Source organism: Pseudarthrobacter humi (assembly GCF_024294965.1).
Taxonomy (GTDB): Bacteria; Actinomycetota; Actinomycetes; order Actinomycetales; family Micrococcaceae; genus Arthrobacter; species Arthrobacter humi.
Genome location: NZ_JANCLV010000001.1, coordinates 231198 through 254021, shown reverse-complemented (window position 1 = coordinate 254021; position 22824 = coordinate 231198). Strand labels below are relative to the sequence as shown.

The 22824-nt window shown below is 64.3% G+C and carries 22 protein-coding genes and 1 tRNA gene; 9 read left to right on the top strand and 14 right to left on the bottom strand.

Annotated elements, in window-relative coordinates:
* Positions 1–63: 63 nt before the first annotated feature.
* Entirely contained in the window at positions 64–3573 is a 3510-nt protein-coding gene (gene rpoB / locus NFC73_RS01280) for a DNA-directed RNA polymerase subunit beta (protein ID WP_104062650.1), read from the bottom strand.
* 296 nt (positions 3574–3869) lie between these two features.
* The gene (locus NFC73_RS01275) at positions 3870–4340 is read right to left on the bottom strand and encodes a hypothetical protein (protein WP_254747024.1); all 471 of its coding nucleotides are present in this window, start codon (positions 4338–4340) and stop codon (positions 3870–3872) included.
* A 243-nt stretch (positions 4341–4583) separates the two neighbouring features.
* On the opposite strand from NFC73_RS01275, the gene NFC73_RS01270 reads away from it, so the two are divergent.
* Positions 4584–5783, top strand: coding sequence for an acetyl-CoA C-acetyltransferase (locus NFC73_RS01270; RefSeq protein WP_254747022.1), 1200 nt, complete (start codon positions 4584–4586; stop codon positions 5781–5783).
* A gap of 16 nt (positions 5784–5799) precedes the next feature.
* Positions 5800–6297, top strand: a complete 498-nt coding sequence (locus NFC73_RS01265; RefSeq protein ID WP_254747020.1) for an aminoacyl-tRNA deacylase — start codon at positions 5800–5802, stop codon at positions 6295–6297.
* 125 nt (positions 6298–6422) lie between these two features.
* Here the strand turns inward: NFC73_RS01265 and rplL are convergent, their stop codons facing one another.
* The 9 genes from rplL to NFC73_RS01220 form a co-directional block, all read right to left on the bottom strand.
* Positions 6423–6800, bottom strand: coding sequence for a 50S ribosomal protein L7/L12 (gene rplL / locus NFC73_RS01260; protein WP_056344416.1), 378 nt, complete (start codon positions 6798–6800; stop codon positions 6423–6425).
* Between the two features lie 80 nt (positions 6801–6880).
* Positions 6881–7480 carry a 50S ribosomal protein L10 gene (gene rplJ, locus NFC73_RS01255; RefSeq protein WP_254747018.1) on the bottom strand — a complete coding sequence of 200 codons (600 nt, stop codon included), beginning with the start codon at positions 7478–7480 and terminating at the stop codon, positions 6881–6883.
* Between the two features lie 295 nt (positions 7481–7775).
* Complete coding sequence (locus NFC73_RS01250; RefSeq protein WP_254747515.1) at positions 7776–8894, bottom strand: GNAT family N-acetyltransferase; 1119 nt, start codon at positions 8892–8894, stop codon at positions 7776–7778.
* An 8-nt stretch (positions 8895–8902) separates the two neighbouring features.
* Entirely contained in the window at positions 8903–10021 is a 1119-nt protein-coding gene (locus tag NFC73_RS01245; protein WP_254747016.1) for a GNAT family N-acetyltransferase, read from the bottom strand.
* A 150-nt stretch (positions 10022–10171) separates the two neighbouring features.
* On the bottom strand, positions 10172–10879 hold the full coding sequence (gene rplA, locus NFC73_RS01240; RefSeq protein WP_058931708.1) for a 50S ribosomal protein L1: 708 nt from the start codon (positions 10877–10879) through the stop codon (positions 10172–10174).
* Between the two features lie 142 nt (positions 10880–11021).
* A complete protein-coding gene (gene rplK, locus NFC73_RS01235; RefSeq protein ID WP_024365990.1) occupies positions 11022–11453 on the bottom strand; it encodes a 50S ribosomal protein L11 in 432 nt (143 codons plus the stop codon).
* 130 nt (positions 11454–11583) lie between these two features.
* Complete coding sequence (nusG, locus tag NFC73_RS01230) at positions 11584–12435, bottom strand: transcription termination/antitermination protein NusG (protein ID WP_254747013.1); 852 nt, start codon at positions 12433–12435, stop codon at positions 11584–11586.
* A 116-nt stretch (positions 12436–12551) separates the two neighbouring features.
* Positions 12552–12836, bottom strand: coding sequence for a preprotein translocase subunit SecE (secE, locus tag NFC73_RS01225; RefSeq protein WP_254747011.1), 285 nt, complete (start codon positions 12834–12836; stop codon positions 12552–12554).
* Between the two features lie 81 nt (positions 12837–12917).
* A tRNA-Trp gene (locus NFC73_RS01220) sits at positions 12918–12990 on the bottom strand.
* Positions 12991–13264: 274 nt separating this feature from the next.
* On the opposite strand from NFC73_RS01220, the gene NFC73_RS01215 reads away from it, so the two are divergent.
* Complete coding sequence (locus NFC73_RS01215; RefSeq protein ID WP_254747009.1) at positions 13265–14482, top strand: pyridoxal phosphate-dependent aminotransferase; 1218 nt, start codon at positions 13265–13267, stop codon at positions 14480–14482.
* A gap of 153 nt (positions 14483–14635) precedes the next feature.
* Here NFC73_RS01215 and NFC73_RS01210 read toward each other — a convergent pair whose 3' ends face one another.
* Together NFC73_RS01210 and NFC73_RS01205 are read right to left on the bottom strand one after the other, a co-directional pair.
* Complete coding sequence (locus NFC73_RS01210) at positions 14636–15319, bottom strand: LuxR C-terminal-related transcriptional regulator (protein ID WP_254747007.1); 684 nt, start codon at positions 15317–15319, stop codon at positions 14636–14638.
* Positions 15316–16734, bottom strand: coding sequence for an ATP-binding protein (locus NFC73_RS01205; protein WP_254747005.1), 1419 nt, complete (start codon positions 16732–16734; stop codon positions 15316–15318). Before NFC73_RS01205 ends, NFC73_RS01210 begins: the two co-directional genes overlap by 4 nt.
* Before the next feature lie 124 nt (positions 16735–16858).
* On the opposite strand from NFC73_RS01205, the gene NFC73_RS01200 reads away from it, so the two are divergent.
* From NFC73_RS01200 to NFC73_RS01175, 6 genes are all read left to right on the top strand, one after another.
* Positions 16859–18433, top strand: a complete 1575-nt coding sequence (locus NFC73_RS01200; protein WP_254747003.1) for a PspC domain-containing protein — start codon at positions 16859–16861, stop codon at positions 18431–18433.
* A gap of 1 nt (position 18434) precedes the next feature.
* Positions 18435–18728 (top strand): hypothetical protein, encoded by a 294-nt coding sequence (locus NFC73_RS01195; protein WP_254747000.1) that lies wholly within the window; start codon positions 18435–18437, stop codon positions 18726–18728.
* Between the two features lie 3 nt (positions 18729–18731).
* Entirely contained in the window at positions 18732–18983 is a 252-nt protein-coding gene (locus tag NFC73_RS01190; protein ID WP_248759554.1) for a PspC domain-containing protein, read from the top strand.
* A gap of 222 nt (positions 18984–19205) precedes the next feature.
* Positions 19206–19352 carry a response regulator transcription factor gene (locus tag NFC73_RS01185; RefSeq protein WP_372494532.1) on the top strand — a complete coding sequence of 49 codons (147 nt, stop codon included), beginning with the start codon at positions 19206–19208 and terminating at the stop codon, positions 19350–19352.
* Between the two features lie 97 nt (positions 19353–19449).
* Positions 19450–20475 (top strand): ATP-dependent 6-phosphofructokinase, encoded by a 1026-nt coding sequence (locus NFC73_RS01180; RefSeq protein ID WP_254746998.1) that lies wholly within the window; start codon positions 19450–19452, stop codon positions 20473–20475.
* A 90-nt stretch (positions 20476–20565) separates the two neighbouring features.
* Complete coding sequence (locus NFC73_RS01175; RefSeq protein ID WP_254746996.1) at positions 20566–21282, top strand: GNAT family N-acetyltransferase; 717 nt, start codon at positions 20566–20568, stop codon at positions 21280–21282.
* A 33-nt stretch (positions 21283–21315) separates the two neighbouring features.
* Here NFC73_RS01175 and NFC73_RS01170 read toward each other — a convergent pair whose 3' ends face one another.
* Positions 21316–22821: a DHA2 family efflux MFS transporter permease subunit gene (locus tag NFC73_RS01170; RefSeq protein ID WP_254746993.1), complete on the bottom strand. Its 1506-nt coding sequence runs from the start codon at positions 22819–22821 to the stop codon at positions 21316–21318.
* Between the last annotated feature and the right edge of the window lie 3 nt (positions 22822–22824).

Below are 22824 nucleotides of genomic sequence, written 5' to 3'. Positions count from 1 at the left end.
GAGGTGACTTACCGGGAAAAGTCAGCGCGGCGGGGCCGCTTGCTTTTCCCGGTAAGTCCCCTGCTAAACCTCTTCTACGGAACTGGGCTCTGCACGAGACAGATCGATGCCCAGTTCTTCCGCAGCCGTGAAGACTGCGTCATCAGAGTCACGCATTTCAATTGTGGTTCCGTCCGTGGAGAGTACTTCCACGTTCAGGCACAGCGACTGCATTTCCTTGATCAAGACCTTGAAGGACTCAGGAACGCCCGGCTCGGGGATGTTCTCGCCCTTGACGATTGCTTCGTAGACCTTGACACGACCGTGGATATCATCCGACTTGATGGTGAGGAGTTCCTGGAGCGTGTACGCGGCGCCATAAGCTTCCAGCGCCCACACTTCCATCTCACCGAAGCGCTGGCCACCGAACTGTGCCTTACCACCCAGCGGCTGCTGCGTGATCATGGAGTACGGGCCAGTGGAACGGGCGTGGATCTTGTCGTCCACCAGGTGGTGGAGCTTCAGGATGTACATGTAGCCGACCGAGATCGGATCCGGGAACGGCTCGCCGGAGCGGCCGTCGAAGAGGCGGGTCTTGCCTGAGGAGTTGATCAGGCGGTCGCCGTCGCGGGTGACGTTGGTGGAGTCCAGCAGACCCGTGATTTCCTCTTCACGGGCGCCATCGAACACCGGCGTTGCAACAGTGGTGGAGCCACTCTCGCGCGGCAGGTTCGGCAGCTGCTTCATCCACTCGGGCTCGCCTTCGATCTTCCAACCGGTCTTGGCAACCCAGCCGAGGTGCGTTTCCAGCACCTGGCCGACGTTCATACGGCCCGGAACACCCAGCGGGTTCAGGACAATATCAACGGGGGTACCGTCGGCAAGGAAGGGCATGTCCTCGATCGGGAGGATCTTGGAGATAACGCCCTTGTTGCCGTGACGGCCGGCGAGCTTGTCGCCGTCGGTGATCTTGCGCTTGGCGGCCACGTAGACGCGCACCAGCTGGTTCACGCCCGGGGGCAGTTCGTCGTCGTTGTCGCGGTCGAAGACGCGGACGCCGATGACGGTGCCGGACTCGCCGTGCGGAACCTTCAGGGAGGTGTCGCGCACTTCGCGGGACTTCTCACCGAAGATGGCGCGCAGCAGGCGCTCTTCCGGGGTCAGCTCGGTTTCACCCTTCGGGGTGACCTTTCCGACCAGGATGTCGCCGGCTTCAACTTCGGCACCGATGTGGATAATGCCGCGCTCGTCCAGGCCTGCCAGGACTTCCTCGGACACGTTGGGGATGTCACGGGTGATTTCCTCGGCACCAAGCTTGGTGTCGCGGGCATCGATCTCGTGCTCCTCGATGTGGATGGAGGAAAGAACATCCTCGGCAACAATGCGCTGCGAGAGGATGATGGCGTCCTCGAAGTTGTGGCCTTCCCATGACATGAATGCCACGAGCAGGTTCTTACCGAGGGCGAGTTCGCCCTGGTCCGTTGCCGGGCCGTCGGCGATGATGCCGCCGACCTCGAGGCGCTGGCCTTCGTTCACCAGGACACGGTTGTTGTAGCAGTTGCCCTGGTTGGAGCGTGCGAACTTGTTGATGCGGTAGTTGGTTTCCGTACCGTCGTCGTTGAGCATGATGACCAGCTCAGCGGAGACCTCGGTAACCACACCGGCCTTCTTCGCGATGGTGACATCACCGGCGTCGACGGCTGCGGCGCGCTCCATGCCGGTACCCACGAACGGGGCCTCGGAACGGACCAGCGGCACGGCCTGGCGCTGCATGTTGGCACCCATGAGTGCGCGGTTAGCATCGTCATGCTCGAGGAACGGGATCAGGGCCGTAGCCACGGACACCATCTGGCGCGGGGAAACGTCCATGAACTCGACCTCGCCGGCGGGAACAAGCACAGGCTCGCCTCCACCACCACGGGCGCGGACCAGGACGGTCTCTTCGGCGAACTTCTTGTTCTCATCCAGCGGAGCGTTGGCCTGTGCGATCAGGACCTCTGCTTCGTCGTCGGCCGTGAGGTACTGGACCTCATCGGAGACAACGCCTTCAGCGACAAGACGGTAAGGAGTCTCGATGAAGCCGAACGGGTTGATGCGGCCGTAGGATGCCAGCGAACCGATCAGACCAATGTTCGGGCCTTCAGGGGTTTCGATGGGGCACATACGTCCGTAGTGGGACGGGTGAACGTCTCGAACTTCCATGCCTGCGCGGTCACGGGACAGACCACCCGGGCCAAGCGCGGACAGACGGCGCTTGTGGGTCAGACCCGAGAGCGGGTTGTTCTGGTCCATGAACTGCGACAGCTGGGAAGTTCCGAAGAACTCCTTGATGGCTGCGACGACAGGGCGGATGTTGATCAGTGTCTGCGGCGTGATGGCCTCGACGTCCTGGGTGGTCATCCGCTCGCGGACAACGCGCTCCATACGGGAAAGGCCGGTGCGGACCTGGTTCTCGATGAGCTCGCCGACGGCGCGGATACGACGGTTGCCGAAGTGGTCGATGTCATCGATCTCAACGCGCAGCTCGTGGTCCTGGCCGTCGCGCTTGCCCGTGAGGGTCTTCTCGCCGGCGTGCAGGGCAACCAGGAACTTGATCATGGCCACGATGTCTTCAACGTGCAGGACCGACGCTTCCTTGTCGCCAAGGGAGCGGTCGATGCCAAGCTTGCGGTTGATCTTGTAACGGCCAACCTTGGCCAGATCGTAGCGCTTGGAGTTGAAGTACAGGTTGTCCAGGAGTGACTGGGCAGCCTCGACTGTGGGCGGCTCGCCCGGTCGCAGCTTCCGGTAGATGTCCAGCAACGCGTCTTCGCGCGTCTCGGTGGCGTCCTTCTCCAGCGTTGCGCGCATGGAGTCGTACTGGCCGAACTCTTCGAGGATCTGGCCTTCGGTCCAGCCAAGGGCCTTCAGCAGAACGGTGACGGACTGCTTGCGCTTGCGGTCGAGGCGAACGCCGACCTGGTCGCGCTTGTCGATTTCGAGTTCAAACCATGCACCGCGGGACGGGATGATCTTGGCAGTGAAGATGTCCTTGTCACTGGTCTTGTCGGCGGTGCGCTCAAAGTAGGCGCCCGGTGAACGGACCAGCTGGGAGACGACCACACGCTCGGTGCCGTTGACGACGAAGGTGCCCTTCTCCGTCATGAGGGGGAAGTCGCCCATGAACACGGTCTGCTGCTTGATTTCGCCCGTGTTGTTGTTCATGAACTCGGCCTTGACGTACAGCGGTGCCGAGTACGTTGCGTCCCGGTCCTTGCACTCGGCCATGGTGTACTTCGGGTCAGCGAACTCCGGATCGGAGAAGCTCAGGGACATGGTGCCCTGGAAGTCCTCGATCGGGGAGATCTCTTCAAAGATGTCCGAGAGTCCGGACGAGGTGGCGACGCTGAGATCGTTTTCTTCGACGGCCTTCGCTACGCGCGCCTGCCAGCGTTCGTTTCCGACCAGCCAGTCGAAGCTGTCCGTCTGCAGGGCAAGGAGATTCGGAACGTCCAGCGGTTCGTGAATCTTTGCGAATGAGAGCCGGCGAGTGGCACCATCAGTGCTGTCGGCGGTGTTAGCGGTTTCGTTATTAGAGGTGCTCGAGGCGACCAAGAGGGATCCTTCCACAGACCTTCAGGCGTTTTCAGATCTCCCCCGCTGTGCACCCTGCGGAATGACTCCGCAGTGCTACCATCCGGTTCCGCTATATGACCCGGGCCGGGGCTTTCCATACAATGACGTTGTTGACGGCACGTTGATGGTCAGCTGCCAGGCAAAGCCCACCGCTATATGAAGGCTGAAGGTAAACAGGGAAGACGCAAATATCTACGATACGGCAAAACCAATTACGTGTCTACCCCACAACCGGACTTATTGCAAGCACTGATTTTCTGATACCGGAGCCGGCATCAAAGCCGGAGCGTAACACCCTCAGCGGTGCACTCGTTGGCGTTGGCGAAGACCGCATCACGCACACCATCCTTGGACGCCTGCTCGGGATCGCCGCCGCTTTTCGCGGCCGTGGAGTGGTCAAGCGCGAGGACGCTGAGGGAGGTAAACAGTCCCACCAGGTTCCCCGACACCGTGTCCTTGGCGTCCTGCGCGGCAAAGTAGATGTCCTCGTAGGCGCTGGAATCATCCTGGATGGCCTTGTAGTCGGCGTAGAGCGAGTTGAACGCCTCGCAGGCTCCCTTAACACCTTCGGCCTGGGGCGCTGCCGACGGACTGGAAGAGCGCGACGGCGATGCCGTGGAAGGTGCGGACGTGGACGCAGTGGGGGCTGCTGCGGATGAAGGGCTGTCCGGCGCAGGAGTGGCAACGCTGCAGGCGGTGAGTCCGGCGAGGCTGGCCATGGCTATCGCGGCGAGGATTTTCTTCAAGATGCTGCTGCTCCCTGTTTTGCGTTGCTCTGTTGTTGTTGCGTCGATCTGATGCTTTCGTCTTCGCCGTCCACCCTACGCACCGCCGCGACCTCGCGCACAACCTGCGGATGGGTAGTTCTCCCCTGGTGGCCACGGCCGGCGCGCCTGGAATCATCGGCACCCCTGCGGCGTTTGGATAAGTAGGTGACATGCCTCACGGTAGCCTTGGAAGTACATCGATTCAGAGCGGAAGAGATCACAATGGGCAACTCCAACGACAACACTGACGTGGTCATCCTGGCCGGTGCGCGCACCCCGCAGGGCCGGCTCAACGGGCAACTGGCGAGCTTCACTGCCGTCGAACTGGGAGCGCACGCGATCAGGTCCGCGATTGAAGCGAGCGGCGTGGAGGCCGGTCAGGTGGACGCCGTCATCATGGGCCAGGTACTGCAGGCCGGCGCCGGGCAGAACCCCGCACGCCAGAGCGCCATCGGCGCGGGAATCGGCTGGAACGTCCCGACGGTCACCATCAACAAGGTGTGCCTGTCCGGGCTGACCGCGGTGATCGACGCCGCCAGGATGATCCGCAGCGGCGACGCCACCGTTGTGGTGGCCGGCGGCCAGGAATCCATGACCCGTGCGCCCCACGTGCTGCCGGGTTCCCGCCAGGGCTGGACGTATGGCGCCATCCAGGCGCTGGATGTTGCGGCGCACGACGGCCTCACGGATGCGTTCGACGGCCAGTCCATGGGCCTGTCCACCGAGACCAAGAACCTGACCCTGGGCATTGACCGGACGTCGCAGGATAACGTGGCCGCCCACTCGCACCAGCGTGCGGCGCTGGCGGCCAAGAACGGCGTCTTCGACGACGAGATCGCGCCCATCAGCGTCAAGCAGCGCAAGGGAGACCCCGTCGTTGTCTCCACCGATGAAGGGGTACGGCCCAACACGTCGATCGAAACGCTGGCCGGCCTCAAGGCCGCGTTCGTCACGGACGGAACCATCACCGCCGGCAACTCCTCCCCCCTGTCCGACGGCGCTTCCGCACTGGTGCTCACGTCGCGGCAGTTCGCCGAAGACAACGGTCTGGACTACCTCGCCGTCGTGGGTAAGCCGGGACAGGTCGCCGGACCGGACAATTCGCTTCACTCCCAGCCGTCACATGCCATCAAGAGCGCCCTTGACCGGGCTGGCTGGACCACAGCGGACCTGGACTTCATCGAAATTAACGAAGCCTTCGGTTCGGTCGCGGTGCAGTCGCTGAAAGACCTGGACTACCCCCTGGAGAAGTGCAACATCCACGGCGGCGCCATTGCCCTGGGCCACCCGATCGGGGCGTCGGGTGCGCGGTTGGCGCTGCACGCGGCCCATGAACTCAAACGGCGGGGCAGCGGCAAGGCCGCGGTCTCCCTCTGCGGCGGCGGCGGTCAGGGCGAAGCGCTCCTGCTGTACCGGGACTGATGGCGGGCACGGACTGATGGCGGGGCAGGCGGACAACGGGGGCGCCGCCGTCGGACGTCAGCGCTTCCTTGCTGACGCGGCCGCGCGCGGCTTGGACGTGCAGGTGGTGGAGCGCCTGGCCGCGCGGAGCCTCGAGGAGGCTGCCGGGATCCTGGGGATCACGCCCGCGGACATCGTGAAGTCGCTGGTGGTCAAGCACAAGGACGGGACGTTCCTGTTCGCGCTGATTCCGGGTGACCGGCAGATCTCCTGGCCAAAACTGCGGACTCTGGTGGGCGTCAACAAACTCTCGTTGCCGCCCGCGGACGTGGCGCTTGGTGCGACCGGCTACGAACGCGGGACCATCACGCCGCTCGGCAGCACCATCGCCTGGCCGGTGTACGCGGACGCCACCATTGCCGGCCGCCGGATCTCCATGGGCGCAGGCGAACACGGCTACAGCGCGTTTGTGGACGCTGATGCGCTCACCGCAGCGTTGGGCGCCGTCGTCGCCGACATCTCCGAACCGAACTAGCAACGCGGGGTCACTTACGGACCAATAGTGGGATCCTGAGGGGCCATATGTGACCCCGCGTTGGGTTAAATGCAGGAAAACCCCGCCCACCGAAGTGGACAGGGTTTTCCGTGAAGCGGCGTGAGTTACTTGAGGGTAACGGTCGCGCCGGCAGCCTGGAGCTGCTCCACTGCCTTTTCGGCAGCTTCCTTGGTGACGCCTTCGAGGACAGCCTTGGGGGCGCTGTCAACAACGTCCTTAGCTTCCTTCAGACCCAGGGAAGTGATTGCGCGAACTTCCTTGATCACTGCGATCTTCTTTTCGCCGGCTGATTCGAGGATAACGTCGAATTCAGTCTGCTCTTCCGCTTCTTCAGCTGCGCCGCCACCGGCGGGGCCAGCAACAGCAACTGCAGCCGCAGTAACTTCGAAGGTCTCTTCGAAGAGCTTGACGAACTCGGAGAGCTCGATGATGGTCAGTTCCTTGAAAGCTTCAATGAGCTCTTCGTTGGTGAGCTTCGCCATGGTGTGGCGTCCTTCCTATAGGTGGTGCTTGGTGGCCTGGGCCATTGCCTTCACACCGGAGTCTGGTGGGTGAAGAGAAACTAGTTCTCTTCGGCAGCGGGTGCTTCGGCGGGTGCCTCTGCAGCTGCTTCGGGGGCTTCGTCTGCGGCCGGAGCTTCTTCCGCGGCCGGTGCCTCGGCAGCTGCCGGTGAACCGTTCGCTTCTTCGAGCTTGATGCGCAGTGCGTCAATGGTGCGTGCAGCGGCGGCAGCAGGAGCCTTGAGGATGCCTGCAACCTTGGCGAGCTGCAGCTCGCGGGACTCGAGTGCTGCCAGGGCAGCGACTTCGCTCGCGTTCAGTGCCTTGCCCTCGAAGTAACCGGTCTTGATGACCAGCTGCTTGTTGGCCTTGGCAAAATCCGTCAGGCTCTTGGCAGCGGCAACTGCGTCACCCTTGATGAACGCGATTGCAGTGGGGCCGGAGAGCTGGTCGTTGAATGCTTCGACACCAGCTTCCTTGGCTGCAATGGCGGTCAGGGTGTTCTTGACGACCGAGAACTTGGTGTCCTGGCCGAGAGAAACACGCAGCTGCTTGAGCTGTGCAACGGTGAGCCCGCGGTATTCGGTCAGGACAGCGGCGTTCGATTCCTTGAAATCGTTAGTGATCTCAGCTACTGCTGAAACCTTTGTAGGCGTTGCCATAACCCTCCTTCCGGGGATAGTGCCGGTATGCGACGGTCCCCGCTCAGATGAGCTAAAACTAAAAACGCCCCGCGCAGATGCACGGGGCTTGGCTCAACACGGCTTTCACTGTGGAGCGTTGCTTCGTTCACCTGCGCCGGCCGCCCTATGTTCAGGGTCCTTCGTCCAGAAATACATTTTGCCTCCCGCACGCAACTGCAGAGTTGAGCTGCGTTCAGGAGAATGGATTTCCAACAACCGACGGTCTTTGGTACTGCAAGCTTACGGGACCGGCCGCCGGACCACCAAATCGGCCTTAGCTCTTGCTGGTCCCCAGGTTCGGGAGTTCCTTCTGCCAGATGCCGGTCACGCCAGCGGTGGTGAAACCGAGCTGCTGGTTAACGGTCAGCAGGTACCGGTTCTCCGGCGCATTCCAGGTGTAGATGACACGCGCATCGGGGAACTGCTCGGTGAGCCGCTCCATGTTTGCCACCTTGATGAGCAGCCCCAGCTTGTTCCCGCGGTGCTCCTGCAGGACCAGGGTGTCGTCCTGGAACACCACATCGGGCCTGTGGGCCAGGACGCTGATGGTGGTCAGGCCCACCAGGGCCCCGGTGGCCAGATGCTCCACGGCGGTGACCACCGTCCGCCGCCCCTGCGCGATGGTGACCTCTTCGGCCTCGCGGAGGATGCCGCCGTCGAACACCATGTCCTGCTCAACGGGAGTCTCAAGGGAAGGATCGACGTCGGCGCCCGCCTGGTTCTCGAGCACGGCCACGGCTTCCAGCCACTCATCCGGGCAGCGGTCCGTCCAATGATGGAGCCGATACCGCCCGTTGTTGGCTTCATCCGCCTCGGCCTGGAGATCGGCCACAAGTTTGGTGTCCAGCGGCAGTGCACAGGAACTGAACTGTTCGATGTGCTGAAGTGTGTAGCCAGTCCGGCGCGCGAATTCGACTTCCCGGCTGTCCAAGGGCACAAAGCCCTGGCCTGAACCCGGCACCAGCTGGGCCGTCTCGAACTCGTGCAGGGACGCGCCGGGATGGTTGGTGTCAACAAGGATGAGCGTGCGGCCCTCGCTGCGCGCCAGGTGTTCTGCCGCGAGCAGCAGTTTGCGGCCCACCCCTTGGCGCTGGAATTCCGGCAGGATGTCCAGCGTGAACTCCGCCATGTCCAGGTTGTCTGTCAGCGGCAGTGCGATGTCCACCGTGCCGATGATCTGGTCTCCGGCCTTGGCCACCAGGATGATCTGGCGCTCATAGGGATCGGCCAGCTCAAGGAGCTTCTCCAGCGGCGTGTACGCGAGGTCATCGCTGCCCCAGGTCTGCATCCGGACCTTGCGACCCACCTCCACGGCAGCCAGGAAATCCGCCGCGTCAGGTGCGTCCAGGGTGTCCGGGATCCACAACTGCTCGATCCGTACGTCTTCTGCCATAAGGTGCGTCATCCCAGCCGTTTCTGCCATTCGCCCTCATAACCAGCAGGTTTGAATCCAAGCAAATTATTTATCGCCAGCATATGCCGGTTTTCCACCGCGTTCCATGTCAGCACCGATCGCGCCGCGGGCCATCTGTGCTGGGCGGCTCGGAGGTTCGCAGTCTTGATCAGCAATCCCAGCCTCTTCCCGCGGTGCCGGGAAGAAACCAGGGTGTCCTGCTGGGCAATACTGGCAGGAATGCCCGGCCGCCAGTTCAGGACCGTATAGGCCACGAGCTTGCCGGTAGGCCTGTGCAGCGCCGCTGCCACCTGGCTCTGCAGGCCGCTGCGGCCATTCGACTGCTCCTCCTGCCGGATCCTGGCAGGGTCCCAGTCCTCGGCTTCCCAGTCCATCCCGGCAATGGGGACATCCGTGCTCATCCGGTTCTTGAGGACTGCATATTCAGTCACGAGTTCGTCAGGACAGATATCAGACCAGCCCACCAGGACGTAGCCGGCTGCCCGTACGGACGCCTCCATCTCCAGTGTGTCGAGTTGATTCGCCGGGACCGGCAGCGTGAGCCGGCTGGCCCTCTCCACCTGCTCTAGTTCGTAGCCTGCACCGGCCGCAAAGGCCACGGCGGGATCATCGGCGGGGAGCCCGCCCGCGCCCGACTTGGCCGGGATCAGCCTGGCCGCGGTCTCCACCGGCCCGGCGGGCAGTTCACAGTAGGCATCCAAGGAAGTGCGGCCGCTGTCCGCGGCCACAGCCTCGGCGTGCTCCAGCAGCCGGCGGCCCCAACCCTGGCGCCGGAATGCTGCCGCTACGTCCACCATGATCCCTGCCGTTGACGTGTTCTCACGAAGGGGCAGCGTGACGGAGCAGGTTCCCACTGTTTCCTGGCCCAGCCGTGCTATGAAGAGCCGGCGTTCCTCATACTCATTGCCGCGCCAGTATTCCAGGCTCTCCAGTGGCGTGGGGCAGCGGTCCAGGTCGCCCCATTTCTCCAGCTCATGCTTCTCGCGCAGGGCGTGGCACTCGTGGAAGTCCGTCACACCGCCGGTGCCGGCGGCACTGTGGTCCGTCCCGGCGTCGAGCGCTGAAGTAACGGCCACTGCGGTGATCATCAGCTGCTGACCGGTCATGACCCATCCTAACCATCCGTTCGGTTTGGTCGCGGGCAGGCGGAGGCCGTTTGGTCCAGGGTTGTTGGGGTTAAAACAAAGGACCGCCCGGCGCAGTGCCGGACGGTCCATTGTTGTGCCGGAATAACCCGGCCGAAGTGCTGTTGAGGACTAGACCTCGGTCAGGACCTTCGTAACGTTAGGGTCGACAGAGATGCCGGGACCGAACGTGGTGGCCACGGTGGCCTTCTGGATGTAACGGCCCTTGGAAGCGGACGGCTTCAAACGAAGCACCTCTTCCAGTGCTGCTGCGTAGTTCTCGGCCAGCTTGATGGCGTCGAAGGAAACCTTGCCGATGATGAAGTGCAGGTTCGAGTGCTTGTCGACGCGGAAGTCGATCTTGCCACCCTTGATGTCGTTGACAGCCTTGGCCACGTCTGCGGTCACGGTGCCGGTCTTCGGGTTCGGCATCAGGTTACGCGGACCCAGGACCTTACCAAGACGGCCAACCTTGCCCATGAGGTCAGGGGTGGCAACTGCTGCATCGAAGTCGGTCCAGCCGGCTGCGATCTTTTCGATCAGGTCATCGGAACCAACGAAGTCGGCGCCGGCAGCGATTGCTGCCTCAGCCTTGTCGCCTGTTGCGAAGACCAGGACGCGGGAGACCTTACCGGTGCCGTGGGGCAGGATAACAGTGCCGCGGACCATCTGGTCAGCCTTGCGAGGGTCTACGCCCAGGCGGAAGGCAACCTCAACGGTGGCGTCGAACTTGGACGGGTTGGTGTCCTTGGCGAGCGTTACTGCCTCGAACGGCGCGTAGAAGTTCTCCGCGTCGATCTTGGCGGCTGCTGCCTCATATGCTTTGCTGCGCTTTGCCATGCTGCTTATTTCTCCTTGTGCAGTTGTGGTCTGCGGACCGCGCTGGGCCCTGCCACAGCCGAGGATCCCGGAAGGATCCTGCGGCATTTCGGTTTGTGCCGGTTGTCCGGCAGTGGTGCCGGTTTCCCGACGGTGAAGGCTATTAGCCTTCTACGGTGATACCCATGGAGCGGGCGGTACCGGCGATGATCTTCGCTGCGCCTTCGAGGCTGGTGGCGTTGAGATCTTCCATCTTGGTGGTGGCGATCTCGTTGACCTGGGCCTGGGTCAGCTTGGCAACCTTGACGGTGTGCGGGGTGGGTGAACCCTTGGCAACGCCTGCAGCCTTCTTGATGAGCTCCGCAGCCGGCGGGGTCTTGGTGATGAACGTGAAGGAACGGTCTTCGTAGACCGTGATTTCCACGGGGATAACGTTTCCGCGCTGGGCTTCTGTGGCAGCGTTGTACGCCTTGCAGAATTCCATGATGTTGACACCGTGCTGGCCAAGCGCAGGACCGATCGGCGGGGCCGGGTTAGCGGCGCCTGCCTGGATCTGCAGCTTGATGAGGCCGGTGACCTTCTTCTTGGGAGCCAATGTAAGGTCCTTCTCTCAATATCTTCCTGGGACACAGGAGCGTGCCTCAGGTTGTTGGCCGCCATGGCGAGGCGACCGGCCGTTCCGGGGCTGCTAAGCGGGCAGTCCGGAACGAATTCTGTGCGGGTAACTAGATTTTGCTGACCTGGTTGAATGCCAGCGTGACCGGGGTCTCGCGTTCGAAGATCGATACGAGCACCACGAGGGTCTGGGATTCCACCTTGATCTCGGAGATCGTGGCGGGAAGGGTCTCGAACGGACCTTCCTTCACGATGACCGATTCGCCGACCTCGAAGTCGACGTCGATCTGGGCGGCAGCGTGCTTGACGGGCTTACCCTTTTCGGCCTGCTCTTCTTCGAAGACCGGCGCGAGCATGGAGAAGACTTCGTCAAGGCGCAGCGGCACCGGGTTATGGGCGTTGCCCACGAAGCCGGTAACACCGGGAGTGTGGCGGACGGCGCCCCAGGAGGCATCCGTCAGGTCCATGCGCACCAGGACGTAGCCGGGGATCCGGACACGGTTGATGACCTTGCGCTGAGCGTTTTTGATCTCAACGACCTCTTCCATGGGCACCTGGATTTCGAAGATGTAATCTTCCATGTCCAGGGTCTGGATGCGGGTCTCAAGGTTGGCCTTGACGCGGTTTTCGTAGCCGGCGTAGGAGTGGATGACATACCAGTCACCCTCCTGGCGGCGCAGCTTGGCTTTGAATTCGTCGGCGGGGTCAACTTCGGCCTTGGCGGCCGCGGCTGCCAGTGCGTCTGCATCAGCGTCGTCGCCCTCTGAGTCGCCCTCAGCAAGTTCGCCTTCTACGGCGTCACCCTCTGAATCGTCTGAATCGTCGGCGGAATCGGCGTCGGCGGAATCGGGCGCAGCGGACTCAACCTCGGACTCTTCACCGGCTTCAACCGTGGCGTCCGCCGTGTTGTCCGTGGACTCTTCCAGCTCAGTCTCGGTTACCTCGAGCTCCTGCTCAGACACTTGGTCTCCTGCTTCCTCATTGCCTAACATGCCTATTTAAATGGCTCAATTCCGCACACCGCGTGGATTCTTCCGGTTTTCCCGGACAAGGCCACGCGGCCTGCGGACGATATGCCTTAGCGGTCCCCGGGAGCTATCCCGCCGAAGACCCAGCTGACCACGGTTCCAAAACCGATGTCCAACAGGCTGACGATCACCATCATGATGGCCACGAACACCAGCACCACGAGCGTGTAATTGATCAGTTCCTTGCGGGTTGGTGCAACAACCTTCTTCAGTTCGCCGATGACCTGGCGCATGAAGAGTGCAATACGAGCGAAGAAGTTGGCCTTGGCGTCCTTCTTAGCTGGGCGGCCCTTGGAGCTGCTGGCAGCTGTTTCGGTCACCTGGTCCTCGCTCATCTTTGCAATGTTGGATTACCCGGTCCTGATCAGAACCATGGTTGCTGCGCGTGCTCCGGCATTTCGCCGGAACAGCTTGCGCAGGGCAGACAGGACTCGAACCTGCAACCTGCGGTTTTGGAGACCGCTGCGCTACCAATTGCGCCACTACCCTATGGATCGAAAACAGCATCCCGACAAACTTCCGCAGTTTCCACTGGGGCGCACGTCATCATCCGTGTTTTCAACACCGGAGAACCAGTCTACGCAACAACTTCGTCTACGTCGAACCAGCCTCATTCAGGACCGTCCAATCCGCCCTCGTGGGTGGGTTGACCTGCAGTCACATCCACGCCGGCAGCCCGAACGATCCGCTGAACAGCATAGAGTAGATCACGTCGAATTCCACCATTCAGCCTCTCGGCTGCAAGCGAAGAACGGACCCTGCCATGTCTGCCGCCCGCGTTTCCCAGCGCATTTCCGCAATTGCCGAATCCGCAACCCTGGCTGTTGATGCCAAGGCCAAGGCGTTGAAGGCAGCTGGCCGGCCGGTGATTGGCTTCGGGGCAGGGGAACCGGATTTCCCCACTCCGGACTACATCGTCAAGGCATCCATTGAGGCCGCCAGCCAGCCCAAGTACCACCGCTACTCCCCCGCCGCCGGCCTGCCGGAGCTCAAAAAAGCCATCGCCGAGAAGACCCTGCGCGACTCCGGCTACGCCGTGGATCCGTCCCAAGTCCTGGTGACGAACGGCGGCAAGCAGGCCGTGTACAACACTTTCGCCACGCTGGTGGATCCGGGCGACGAAGTGATTGTTCCCACGCCGTTCTGGACCACCTACCCGGAGGCCATCAGGCTCGCCGGCGGTGTCCCTGTCGAGGTGTTCGCCGGTCCAGAACAGGACTACCTGGTCACCGTTGAGCAGCTTGAGGCCGCTGTGACGGACAAGAGCAAGATCCTGCTGTTTGTCTCGCCGTCCAACCCCACGGGCTCGGTGTACAGCCCGGAGCAGGTGGCCGAGATCGGCAAGTGGGCCGCCGCCAAGGGGCTCTGGGTGGTCACCGACGAGATCTACGAGCACCTGACTTACGACGGCGTCCCGTTCACCTCCATCGCCACGGCAGCCCCGGAACTCGGCGACAAAGTGGTCATCCTCAACGGCGTCGCCAAGACCTATGCGATGACCGGCTGGCGGGTCGGCTGGATGATCGGCCCGGCCGACGTCATCAAGGCCGCCACCAACCTGCAGTCACACGCCACCTCCAACGTTTCGAACATCATGCAGATTGCAGCCCTCGCCGCCGTCTCCGGACCGCTGACCGCCGTCGACGAAATGAAGGTGGCTTTTGACCGCCGCCGCAAGGCGATCGTTGCCGGCCTGAACGCGATCGACGGTGTTGAATGCCCGACGCCGAAGGGTGCGTTCTACGTCTACGCGGACGTCCGTGCGCTGCTGGGGAAGGAATTCCCGACGGCGGCAGGCACCGCAACGCCGTCGACCTCCGCCGAACTGGCTGCTTTGATCCTGGATGAGGTTGAAGTGGCCGTGGTGCCGGGTGAGGCGTTCGGCCCTTCAGGCTATCTGCGGCTCTCTTACGCCCTGGGCGACGAGGACCTGGCCACCGGCGTCGCCCGGCTCCAGGACTTCCTGGGCAAGGCCAAGTAGGAACGCTCTCTCACTTAACGCAGGAAATACGCAAACGCTCTATCACTCTCTTTAGGAGAGTGATAGAGCGTTTGTGCTTAAGTCGCAGCAAGTGAGAGAGCGTTGGGGGAAAAGACACAATATGTGAGAGAGCGTCCGGGCGGGGCCGGTTAGCTAGAGGAGGCGGCGTTCTGCGGCCCACTTGGTCAGCTCGTGCCGGCTGGAGAGCTGCAGCTTGCGCAGCACCGCTGACACGTGGGTTTCGACGGTTTTGATGCTGATGAACAGCTCCTTGGCCACCTCCTTGTAGCTGTAGCCGCGGGCGATGAGCCGCATCACTTCGAGTTCGCGGGCGGAAAGCCGGTCCAGCTCGTCGTCGGCGATGTCGGCTGGAGCGGTGCCGAAGGCGTCCAGCACGAAGCCGGCCAGCCGGGGCGAGAATACGGCGTCTCCGCCAGCCACGCGGAACACGGCGTCGGTGATTTCGGCCCCGGAGATGGTCTTGGTGACATACCCGCGGGCGCCGGCGCGGATGACCGACACCACGTCCTCGGCGGCGTCGGAGACGCTCAGGGCCAGGAATTTGGTGGTGGCCAGCAGTGCCGCGGAACCCGCGATGACTTCCCGTCCGCCGCCGCCGAGGCCGCCGGGCAGGTGCACGTCCAGGAGCACCACTTCCGGACGCGCCTGCGCGATCACGGCGATGGCCTGCTCAACCGTGGCTGCTTCCCCGACGACCTGGATGCTCTGGTCGAGGTCGGCTTTGAGTCCCGAGCGGAAGATGGCGTGGTCGTCCACGATCACCACCCTGACAGGCGTTGCGGGGCGGATGGGCCCGGTCCCGTGTGCGTTGTTCATGATTTCCCTTCCGCGTTGTCCGTGTGGAGCGCCGGCATTGCCAGGCGCACCTCGGTGCCGTCCGGTGTGCTGGTGATGGAGGCGGACCCGCCGTGGCGTTTCATGCGTCCGATGATCGATTCGCGGACACCGAGACGGTCTTCGGGCACCTCCTGCAGGTCGAAGCCCGGGCCCCTGTCCTTGATGAAGATTTCGGTGCGACCATCGGAGACTTCGAGGTAAACGGAAACGGTCCCGCCGCCGTGCCGGGAGGCATTGAGCATCGCCTCACGGCTTGCCTGGACCAGGGCTTCATGGGATTCGGTCATGGCGGTGTCCCCCACGCTCACCACCTCCACGGCGTTGCCGAGGGAGTCTTCCACCTCGGCACCCACGGCCTTGATGCGGTCCGAAAGCTGGCCCGCCTCCTTGCCGGGGTCCTGGAACAGCCAGCTCCTGAGCTCGCGTTCCTGGGCCCGGGCGAGCCGGACGACGTCGTGCTCGTTTCCTGCCCGCCGCTGGATCAGGGCGAGGGTCTGGAGGACGGAGTCGTGCAGGTGGGCCGCGATCTCGGCCCGCTCCGTTTCACGGATGCGGCCCGCACGCTCCGTTTCCAGGTCGCGCCAGAATTTGAGGGCCCACGGAAGGAGCACCAGCACCACGCCGCCCAGCACCGCCACCGATGCCAGCAGCGCCAGCCAGGTCTGTTCCCAGGATCCGGAACCGGACACCATCACCAGCACGCCGGCAACCACCAGTGCCAATCCGGCGGCCAGGCGCGCCCAGCCGCCTGCCTGATCGGCCTTGGTTTTGTCCACGAGCCCCGCGCGGCGGGTTTCGTCGAGCTGCATCCAGGCGATGGCTGCCCCGCCCAGCACGGCGGCGGCGGGGATAAGCGTCTCCAGGGGCACGTCGACGCCCAGGAGCCGGGCAATCAAGATGCCTGCCACGAGGAGGAGGCCGGCGCCCAGCAGAATCTCCTTGCCGTAGCGCATGCTGCGGACCCGGAACCACGGTGGCCGCACGGCTGCCACGTAGCTCGACCCGTCGCCGGCAGCGCGCCCGCCGGGGGAAACCCCCGGGGCGAAAGCACCGGCGTCGGGATTTCCCCACCATGGTGCGGCAGCGGGCGAGCCCTGCGACGGCGCCGCCGAGTGCGGCCCGGCGCTGAATGCCGGGTCAAGGCTGACGGTCGGGGCGATGGGCGACGCCGGACGCCTGGCATTGCGCCGGGCACTTTCGTCGGCGGTGGGGACCATGATCCACAGCCACGCATAGAAGGCCAACCCGGCGCCGCCGGCGAGCGTCGCGAGTGCCATGCCGATCCGCACGCTTTTCACCGGCCAGCCCAGATGCGCCGCGAGTCCGGCGCATACGCCCGCGATGACGCGGTCGCTGCTGCGGACAAGCGGTGGGCGGGTGAGGGCGGTGGTCATGTGTCAATCCAAGCACGGATCAGGGTTCCCCGGACCCGATTCCGGCCTGAACCGGGGGTAACTCAGGGGCGAGTCAGGGTGTTCCCCAGTAGAGCTGCGCCGCCCCGGACGGCAGGATCGAAGTATGAACTCCCACACCCCCACCCCCGATGACGGCCAGCCAACGGAACCGCTCCCCCCACGCGACCCGGACCAGCCAACCGAACCCCTGCTGCCACCCCCGGCTGCTTCGCAGGACACAGCCCCGGCGGCCGGCCCCTATGACGGCCCGTATTCAGGTCCGTACGCCAACCCGTCTGCAGGCCAGTACGCCGGCCCGTACTCCAGCGCCAAAGCGCCGGGGCAGTCCGGTGACTTCTTCACCTGGGTCCGGAGCCACGGCATCCAGCGCGGACGCGACCGGTGGATCGGCGGTGTCTCCAGCGGCATCGCGCACCGGATGGGCATCGATCCGCTGATTGTCCGCGGCATCTTCATTGTCCTCACCCTCTTCGCCGGAATCGGCGTCCTGCTCTACGGCCTGGCCTGGGCATTCCTTCCCGAACCCGACGGGCGCATCCACGTCCAGGAAGCCGGCGCCGGCCGCTGGTCCAGCGGCATGACGGGGGCCCTGATCACCACCGTGGTGGGGCTCACCGGGCTGGGCGGCGGATTCTGGGGCTGGAGCCGCAACGGCTTCGGCGGATTCCTCTGGACCGTCTTCTGGGTGGGCGGCGCCATCTACTTCATCTACTACCTGACCCAACGCAACAAGGCCCGGAATGGAGCTCCCATGAACGCCGCACCGCAGCCGGCCGGCGCAAACTCCGGTTACCCGGCCGACCCCACCGCCCCCTATGCCTCGCCGTTTGCGGCCACGGATTCCGCCTCTACCCGCACGTCGAACACGTCCGGCGCGTCCGGCAGCGCACCTTACCTTCCGGTCCCGCCGTCGGGCGTCAACCCGCCCTACGGCGGCGGCGCATACGGCGGCGGCGCATACGGCGGCGGCAGCTACGGCGGCGGCAACGACGGCGGTGCCTACGGCGGCTACCAGCCACCGCAGGGCCCGGCACGCGCACCCAAGGTCCGCCCCTCCGGCCCCGGCGCCCCGGCGGTAGCCATCACAGCCGGAACAGCACTCCTGGTGGGTGGCGGGCTCAAGGCCCTGGACGCCGGCAACGTGATCAACCTCGGTGACGCCGCCAACGCGATCGTCTGGGCCAGCGGTGCAGCCGTCCTGGGCCTGGGCATCCTCATCGCGGGCCTGCGCGGCAGGACGTCCGGAATCCTCGGTTTCTTCGCCGTTGTTGCCTTGGTGATCGGCGGCATCTTCAACGTGGTGGGCAACGGCGACAGGGTCCGCTTCAGCCAGGTCGACTGGGCACCGACGAGCCAGCAGCAGGCGGCCGATGGCTTCAGCGTCACCGGCGGCCGGGGAACCGTTGACCTCACCCAGTTGGCCGCTCAGGCCCCGCTGGACTCAGACGTCGTGGTTCCCCTGGACATCACGGCCAGCAACGTCACCGTGATCCTCCCCAGCAACATTCCCGTGGACGTGAGGGCAGACATGACGCTGGGAAACCTCAACGAAGGCACCAACCACCGGGGCGGCATTACCTCCCGGGAATCCAGCTACAACACCGACAAGCCAGGCGGCCACCTGATCATCCGGATCGACGGCACCGTCAGCAACGTCACCATCCAGGAAGGGAACTGACATGAGCAGCTTCGATCCGGCACCGGATTCATCTACCCCGCAGACCCCGACGACGGCCGGCCAGCCCGGAGCCGACGCACCCCAGCAGCCATCCGCCCGCGTGGGCACCATAGTCTGGGGCCTCATCGTGATGGCACTGGCCGCCCTGATCATCATCGCCCAGCTGGGCGTGGTGACCCTGAACGGCACCTACGTACTGATCGGCCTCATGATCGGCGCCGGCGCCGCGCTGGTGATTGGCGGGCTGCTCTCGGCCCGGAAACGTGACAACGAACCCACAACAGGGAAGTCTTGAACCATGGACAAGTTCTTCAGCATCGTCAGGGGCTTCGGCCTGAAACGTGGACCCCAACGCTGGCTGGGAGGTGTGTGCGGCGGCATTGCGGCAAAGCTCAACGTGGATGTGGCATTCGTCCGGATCGCTTTCCTGGTCTTCTGCCTCCTCCCCGGCCCCGCCGTCGTCCTCTACATCGCAGCGTGGCTGGTCCTTCCCGACCAGCAGAACTCCATCCCGCTGCAGAACTTCCTGGACCGCCGCTCCATCAGCTGACCTCAGATCAGAACCGCGAGGCCCCCGTTCCCCGGAGAATCCTTCCCGGAGTGGGGGCCTTTCCGCTGTCCGTGTCCACCGGCCGGTGGACAACAGATTCAACCGGCCGAGCCTGTTAACCGGCACTCCGGGACTGCAACGCTGGAAGCATGAACACTTCCCTCAGCCCCGGGCGGCGGCAGACCCCTGATGCCATCACGGCGTGCAGCCTCACCAAAACGTATGGACTGCCCAAAGGCGGGACCCTCACGGCGTCTCCCTATCGCCGAGGCGACGGTCAAGACGCACCTGCTGCGGATCTTCAACAAGCTGGACGTGGACGACAGGACCCATGCCGTGGTGCTTGCCATGGAGCGGGGCCTTTTGTAACCGGTTTGTGTCGTAACGCACACTGCCGACTACAATCTAGGTGAGCTCAGCGTGGCGCTCTGCCTGTAAACCTTCACACCAGGATTTGAGCCGAGACATGAAAATTGGAATTCTTACCAGCGGTGGCGACTGCCCCGGACTGAACGCTGTCATCCGCGGAGCCGTCCTCAAGGGCATCGCCATCCACGGCCACGAATTCGTAGGGTTCCTGGACGGCTGGCGCGGCGTCGTCGAAGGCGACATCATCGATATTCCCCGCACTTTGGTCCGGGGTATTGCGAAGCAGGGCGGAACCATCCTTGGCACCTCCCGCACCAACCCCTTTGAAAACGGCGGCGGGCCGGAGGTCATCAAGGCCCACATGGACCGCCTCGGCATCGATGCCATCATCGCTATAGGCGGCGAAGGGACCCTCGCGGCCGCGAAGCGCCTCACGGATGTCGGCCTCAAGATTGTTGGTGTCCCCAAGACCGTGGACAACGATCTTGACGCCACCGACTACACCTTCGGGTTTGATACGGCCGTCCAGATCGCCACCGAGGCCATCGACCGGCTCCGGACCACGGGCGAGTCCCACCACCGCTGCATGATCGCCGAGGTCATGGGCCGCCATGTGGGCTGGATTGCCCTGCACGCCGGCATGGCCGCCGGCGCCCACGCCATCCTGATCCCCGAGCAGAAGGTCAGCATTGAGCAGATCACCGAATGGGTCCAGGAAGCACATGACCGTGGCCGCGCCCCGTTGATTGTTGTTGCCGAGGGCTTTGTTCCGGACCACATGGAATCCCCGCACTCCGAGCGCGGCCTGGACACGTTCGGCCGGCCCCGCCTGGGCGGCATCGCGGACCGGCTCGCCCCTGAGATCGAAGCCCGCACCGGCATCGAGACCCGCGCCACGATCCTGGGGCACATCCAGCGCGGCGGCGTCCCGTCCGCGTTCGACCGTGTGCTCGCCACCCGCCTGGGCATGGCGGCCATCGACTCCGTGGTGGAGGGCTACTGGGGCACCATGGTGGCGCTCAAGGGCACCGACATTGAACACGTGAGCTTCGACAAGGCCCTGGGCCAGCTGAAGACCGTCCCGCAGAACCGCTACGACGAGGCTGCGGTCCTGTTCGGCTAAGCCTTATGGGCGCGAACGGACGCTTGAGGCCCTCCGCTGTGGGGCCTCAGGTGTCCGTTCGCGCTTCCCGGCGCTGGGTAGGCTGGGGACATGACTCTTGACCCCGGTTCCGCCGCCATCATCCAGCTCGCTTGGGCCCGGCATTTGGGGCTCGACGACGGCGCTTTCGCTGCGTCGCTGAGTTCCGGCGAGCGGATCGTCAGGGCCGACGACGCCGCAGAGACCGTCGAGTTCGTCAGGCTGTTCGGCAGCTCGGCGCTGGTGGGTCCGCAACGGGTCATTGACGCCGCCGCCGGCATCCCGGACGAGGAGATGGCGCATCACGTGACCCTCCTGACCCTGACGCGGTCCCACGGGGGCCACGGGCTGGGCTCGGCGGCGTTGTTCTTCGCCGACGACCTCCCCCTGCGCCAGCCTTCCGAAGGGCTGACCGTGTCCCACGGAAACCCGGAGGCCATCGAGCTTGAAGGCCTGTGCCCGCCGGACGACGTCAACGAAGTGCACCTGTCAGAACTCGAGAACCGGTACACCATCCTCCACGAGGTGGACGGGCGGCGTGTTCCGGTGGCGTGCGGCGCCTACGGGGAATGGGAAGGACTTCTCGCGCAGATGGGAGTCCTGGTGGATCCCGAGTGGCGGCGCCGCGGGCTGGGGTCCGTGGCCGCCTCCATCGCTGCCCACGAGGCCCTCGCCGCAGGCCTCACCGTCCAGTGGCGCGCCGAGGTCAGCAACTCCGGGGCAGTGGCCCTTGCACGGCAGCTGGGCCTGTCCGCCGGCGGCATCCAGACCAGCGTGCACCTGGGCTGACGCCGACCTGCACCTGCGACCTAAGACCGAGACCTACAACGCCTTCGTGGGGCCCTCTGCTGCCGCAGCAGCTGCCGGCTGACTTCCCCAGCCCGCCACCGCTTTGGGCTTCGCGAAGAACAGTGCCACGGCAGCGCCCACCAGGATCACACCGGCAGGAAGCAGGATGGACTGGCCCATCGCCGTCGAGAATCCCTCATGGAGCGCCTCGGGCAACTGGCCGGAGAATTCCATTCCGTCCGCCCCGGGACTCTGTGCGGGAAGCTCCTCGGCCAGGCGCGCCTGGATGAGCACGGCGATGGCCGCGCTGCCCAGTACCGCGCCAATCTGGCGGGTGGTGTTGTAAACCCCGGAACCTGCCCCGGCCTGTCGCGGCGGCAGGTTGCGTGTGGCCGTGGAGCTCAGCGGCGCCCAGATGCCGGCATTCGCGAACCCCAGGACGGCGCTGGGCAGGAGGAAGAGCAGGATGGGGGTATCCGGGTGCATCATGGCGGAATTCCAGAACAGCGCCACGGCCATCAGGACCAGTCCGCCGGCGGTGATGTACTTCGGATTAACGCGGTCGATGATTTTGCCCACCACGGGCGCCAGGCCACCGGAGATGAGTGCCATCGGAACCATCATGAGCGCCGATTCGGTGGGAGTCATGCCGCGCACCAGCTGGTAGTAGAAAATGAGTGGCAGTGCGAAGGCGGTGACGGTGAAGCCAACGGCAGTGATGCCGATGTTTGCCAGGGAGAAATTGCGGTCCCGGAACAGGCCCAGCGGCAGGAGCGGCTCGCCCTTGTTGAAGCGCTGCCAGAGAATGAACGCCCCAAGCACCAGTACGCCGGCAATGATGAGACCCCAGACGCTGATGGGGCCAACGATGGTCCCCCAGTTGTACGTCTCGCCTTCCTGGATGCCGAACACCAGCAGGAAGAGTCCGACGGCGCTGAGCAGCACGCCGGGGATGTCGAACTTATGGGGGTGCGTGCTGAGGGTGGGGACGAACCGCCAGGCGAGGATAAATCCAACGATGCCGACGGGCACGTTGATGAAGAAGATCCATTCCCAGCCGAGGCTGTCCACGAGCAGGCCGCCCAGGATTGGTCCCACCAGCGTTGCCAGGCCCGCGGTGGCGCCCCACAGGCCCATGGCGGCGCCCCTGCGGTCCGGCGGGAAGATCCTGGTGATCACCGCCATGGTCTGCGGCGTCATGATGGCGGCGCCCAGGCCCTGGAAGATCCGGGCCGTGATCAGCGTCTGGACGTCACCGGCCAGCCCGCACCAGAGGGAGGCGAGCGTGAAGACCACGAGGCCGGAGAGGTAGAGCTTCTTGGGTCCGAAGCGGTCGCCGAGCCGGCCAGTGATCAGCAGCGGCACGGCGTAGGCCAGCAGGTAGGCGCTGGTCACCCAGATCACGGCGTTGATGTCCGTTCCCAGTCCCTCCATGATGCTGGGGTTGGCCACCGAAACGATGGTCGTGTCGATCAGGATCATAAAGAACCCGATGACCAGCGACCAGAGGGCTGGCCAGGGCCGCGCTACATTCTCCAAACG

Bases quoted from the DNA above. Each gene is read 5' to 3' on its own strand.
- NFC73_RS01270 (WP_254747022.1), top strand. From the start codon at position 4,584: ATGGGCAACTCCAACGACAACACTGACGTGGTCATCCTGGCCGGTGCG.
- NFC73_RS01265 (WP_254747020.1), top strand. From the start codon at position 5,800: ATGGCGGGGCAGGCGGACAACGGGGGCGCCGCCGTCGGACGTCAGCGC.
- rplL (WP_056344416.1), bottom strand. From the start codon at position 6,800: ATGGCGAAGCTCACCAACGAAGAGCTCATTGAAGCTTTCAAGGAACTG.
- rplJ (WP_254747018.1), bottom strand. From the start codon at position 7,480: ATGGCAACGCCTACAAAGGTTTCAGCAGTAGCTGAGATCACTAACGAT.
- NFC73_RS01250 (WP_254747515.1), bottom strand. From the start codon at position 8,894: ATGGCAGAAGACGTACGGATCGAGCAGTTGTGGATCCCGGACACCCTG.
- NFC73_RS01245 (WP_254747016.1), bottom strand. From the start codon at position 10,021: ATGACCGGTCAGCAGCTGATGATCACCGCAGTGGCCGTTACTTCAGCG.
- rplA (WP_058931708.1), bottom strand. From the start codon at position 10,879: ATGGCAAAGCGCAGCAAAGCATATGAGGCAGCAGCCGCCAAGATCGAC.
- secE (WP_254747011.1), bottom strand. From the start codon at position 12,836: ATGAGCGAGGACCAGGTGACCGAAACAGCTGCCAGCAGCTCCAAGGGC.
- NFC73_RS01215 (WP_254747009.1), top strand. From the start codon at position 13,265: ATGTCTGCCGCCCGCGTTTCCCAGCGCATTTCCGCAATTGCCGAATCC.
- NFC73_RS01210 (WP_254747007.1), bottom strand. From the start codon at position 15,319: ATGAACAACGCACACGGGACCGGGCCCATCCGCCCCGCAACGCCTGTC.
- NFC73_RS01205 (WP_254747005.1), bottom strand. From the start codon at position 16,734: ATGACCACCGCCCTCACCCGCCCACCGCTTGTCCGCAGCAGCGACCGC.
- NFC73_RS01200 (WP_254747003.1), top strand. From the start codon at position 16,859: ATGAACTCCCACACCCCCACCCCCGATGACGGCCAGCCAACGGAACCG.
- NFC73_RS01195 (WP_254747000.1), top strand. From the start codon at position 18,435: ATGAGCAGCTTCGATCCGGCACCGGATTCATCTACCCCGCAGACCCCG.
- NFC73_RS01190 (WP_248759554.1), top strand. From the start codon at position 18,732: ATGGACAAGTTCTTCAGCATCGTCAGGGGCTTCGGCCTGAAACGTGGA.
- NFC73_RS01185 (WP_372494532.1), top strand. From the start codon at position 19,206: ATGGACTGCCCAAAGGCGGGACCCTCACGGCGTCTCCCTATCGCCGAG.
- NFC73_RS01180 (WP_254746998.1), top strand. From the start codon at position 19,450: ATGAAAATTGGAATTCTTACCAGCGGTGGCGACTGCCCCGGACTGAAC.
- NFC73_RS01175 (WP_254746996.1), top strand. From the start codon at position 20,566: ATGACTCTTGACCCCGGTTCCGCCGCCATCATCCAGCTCGCTTGGGCC.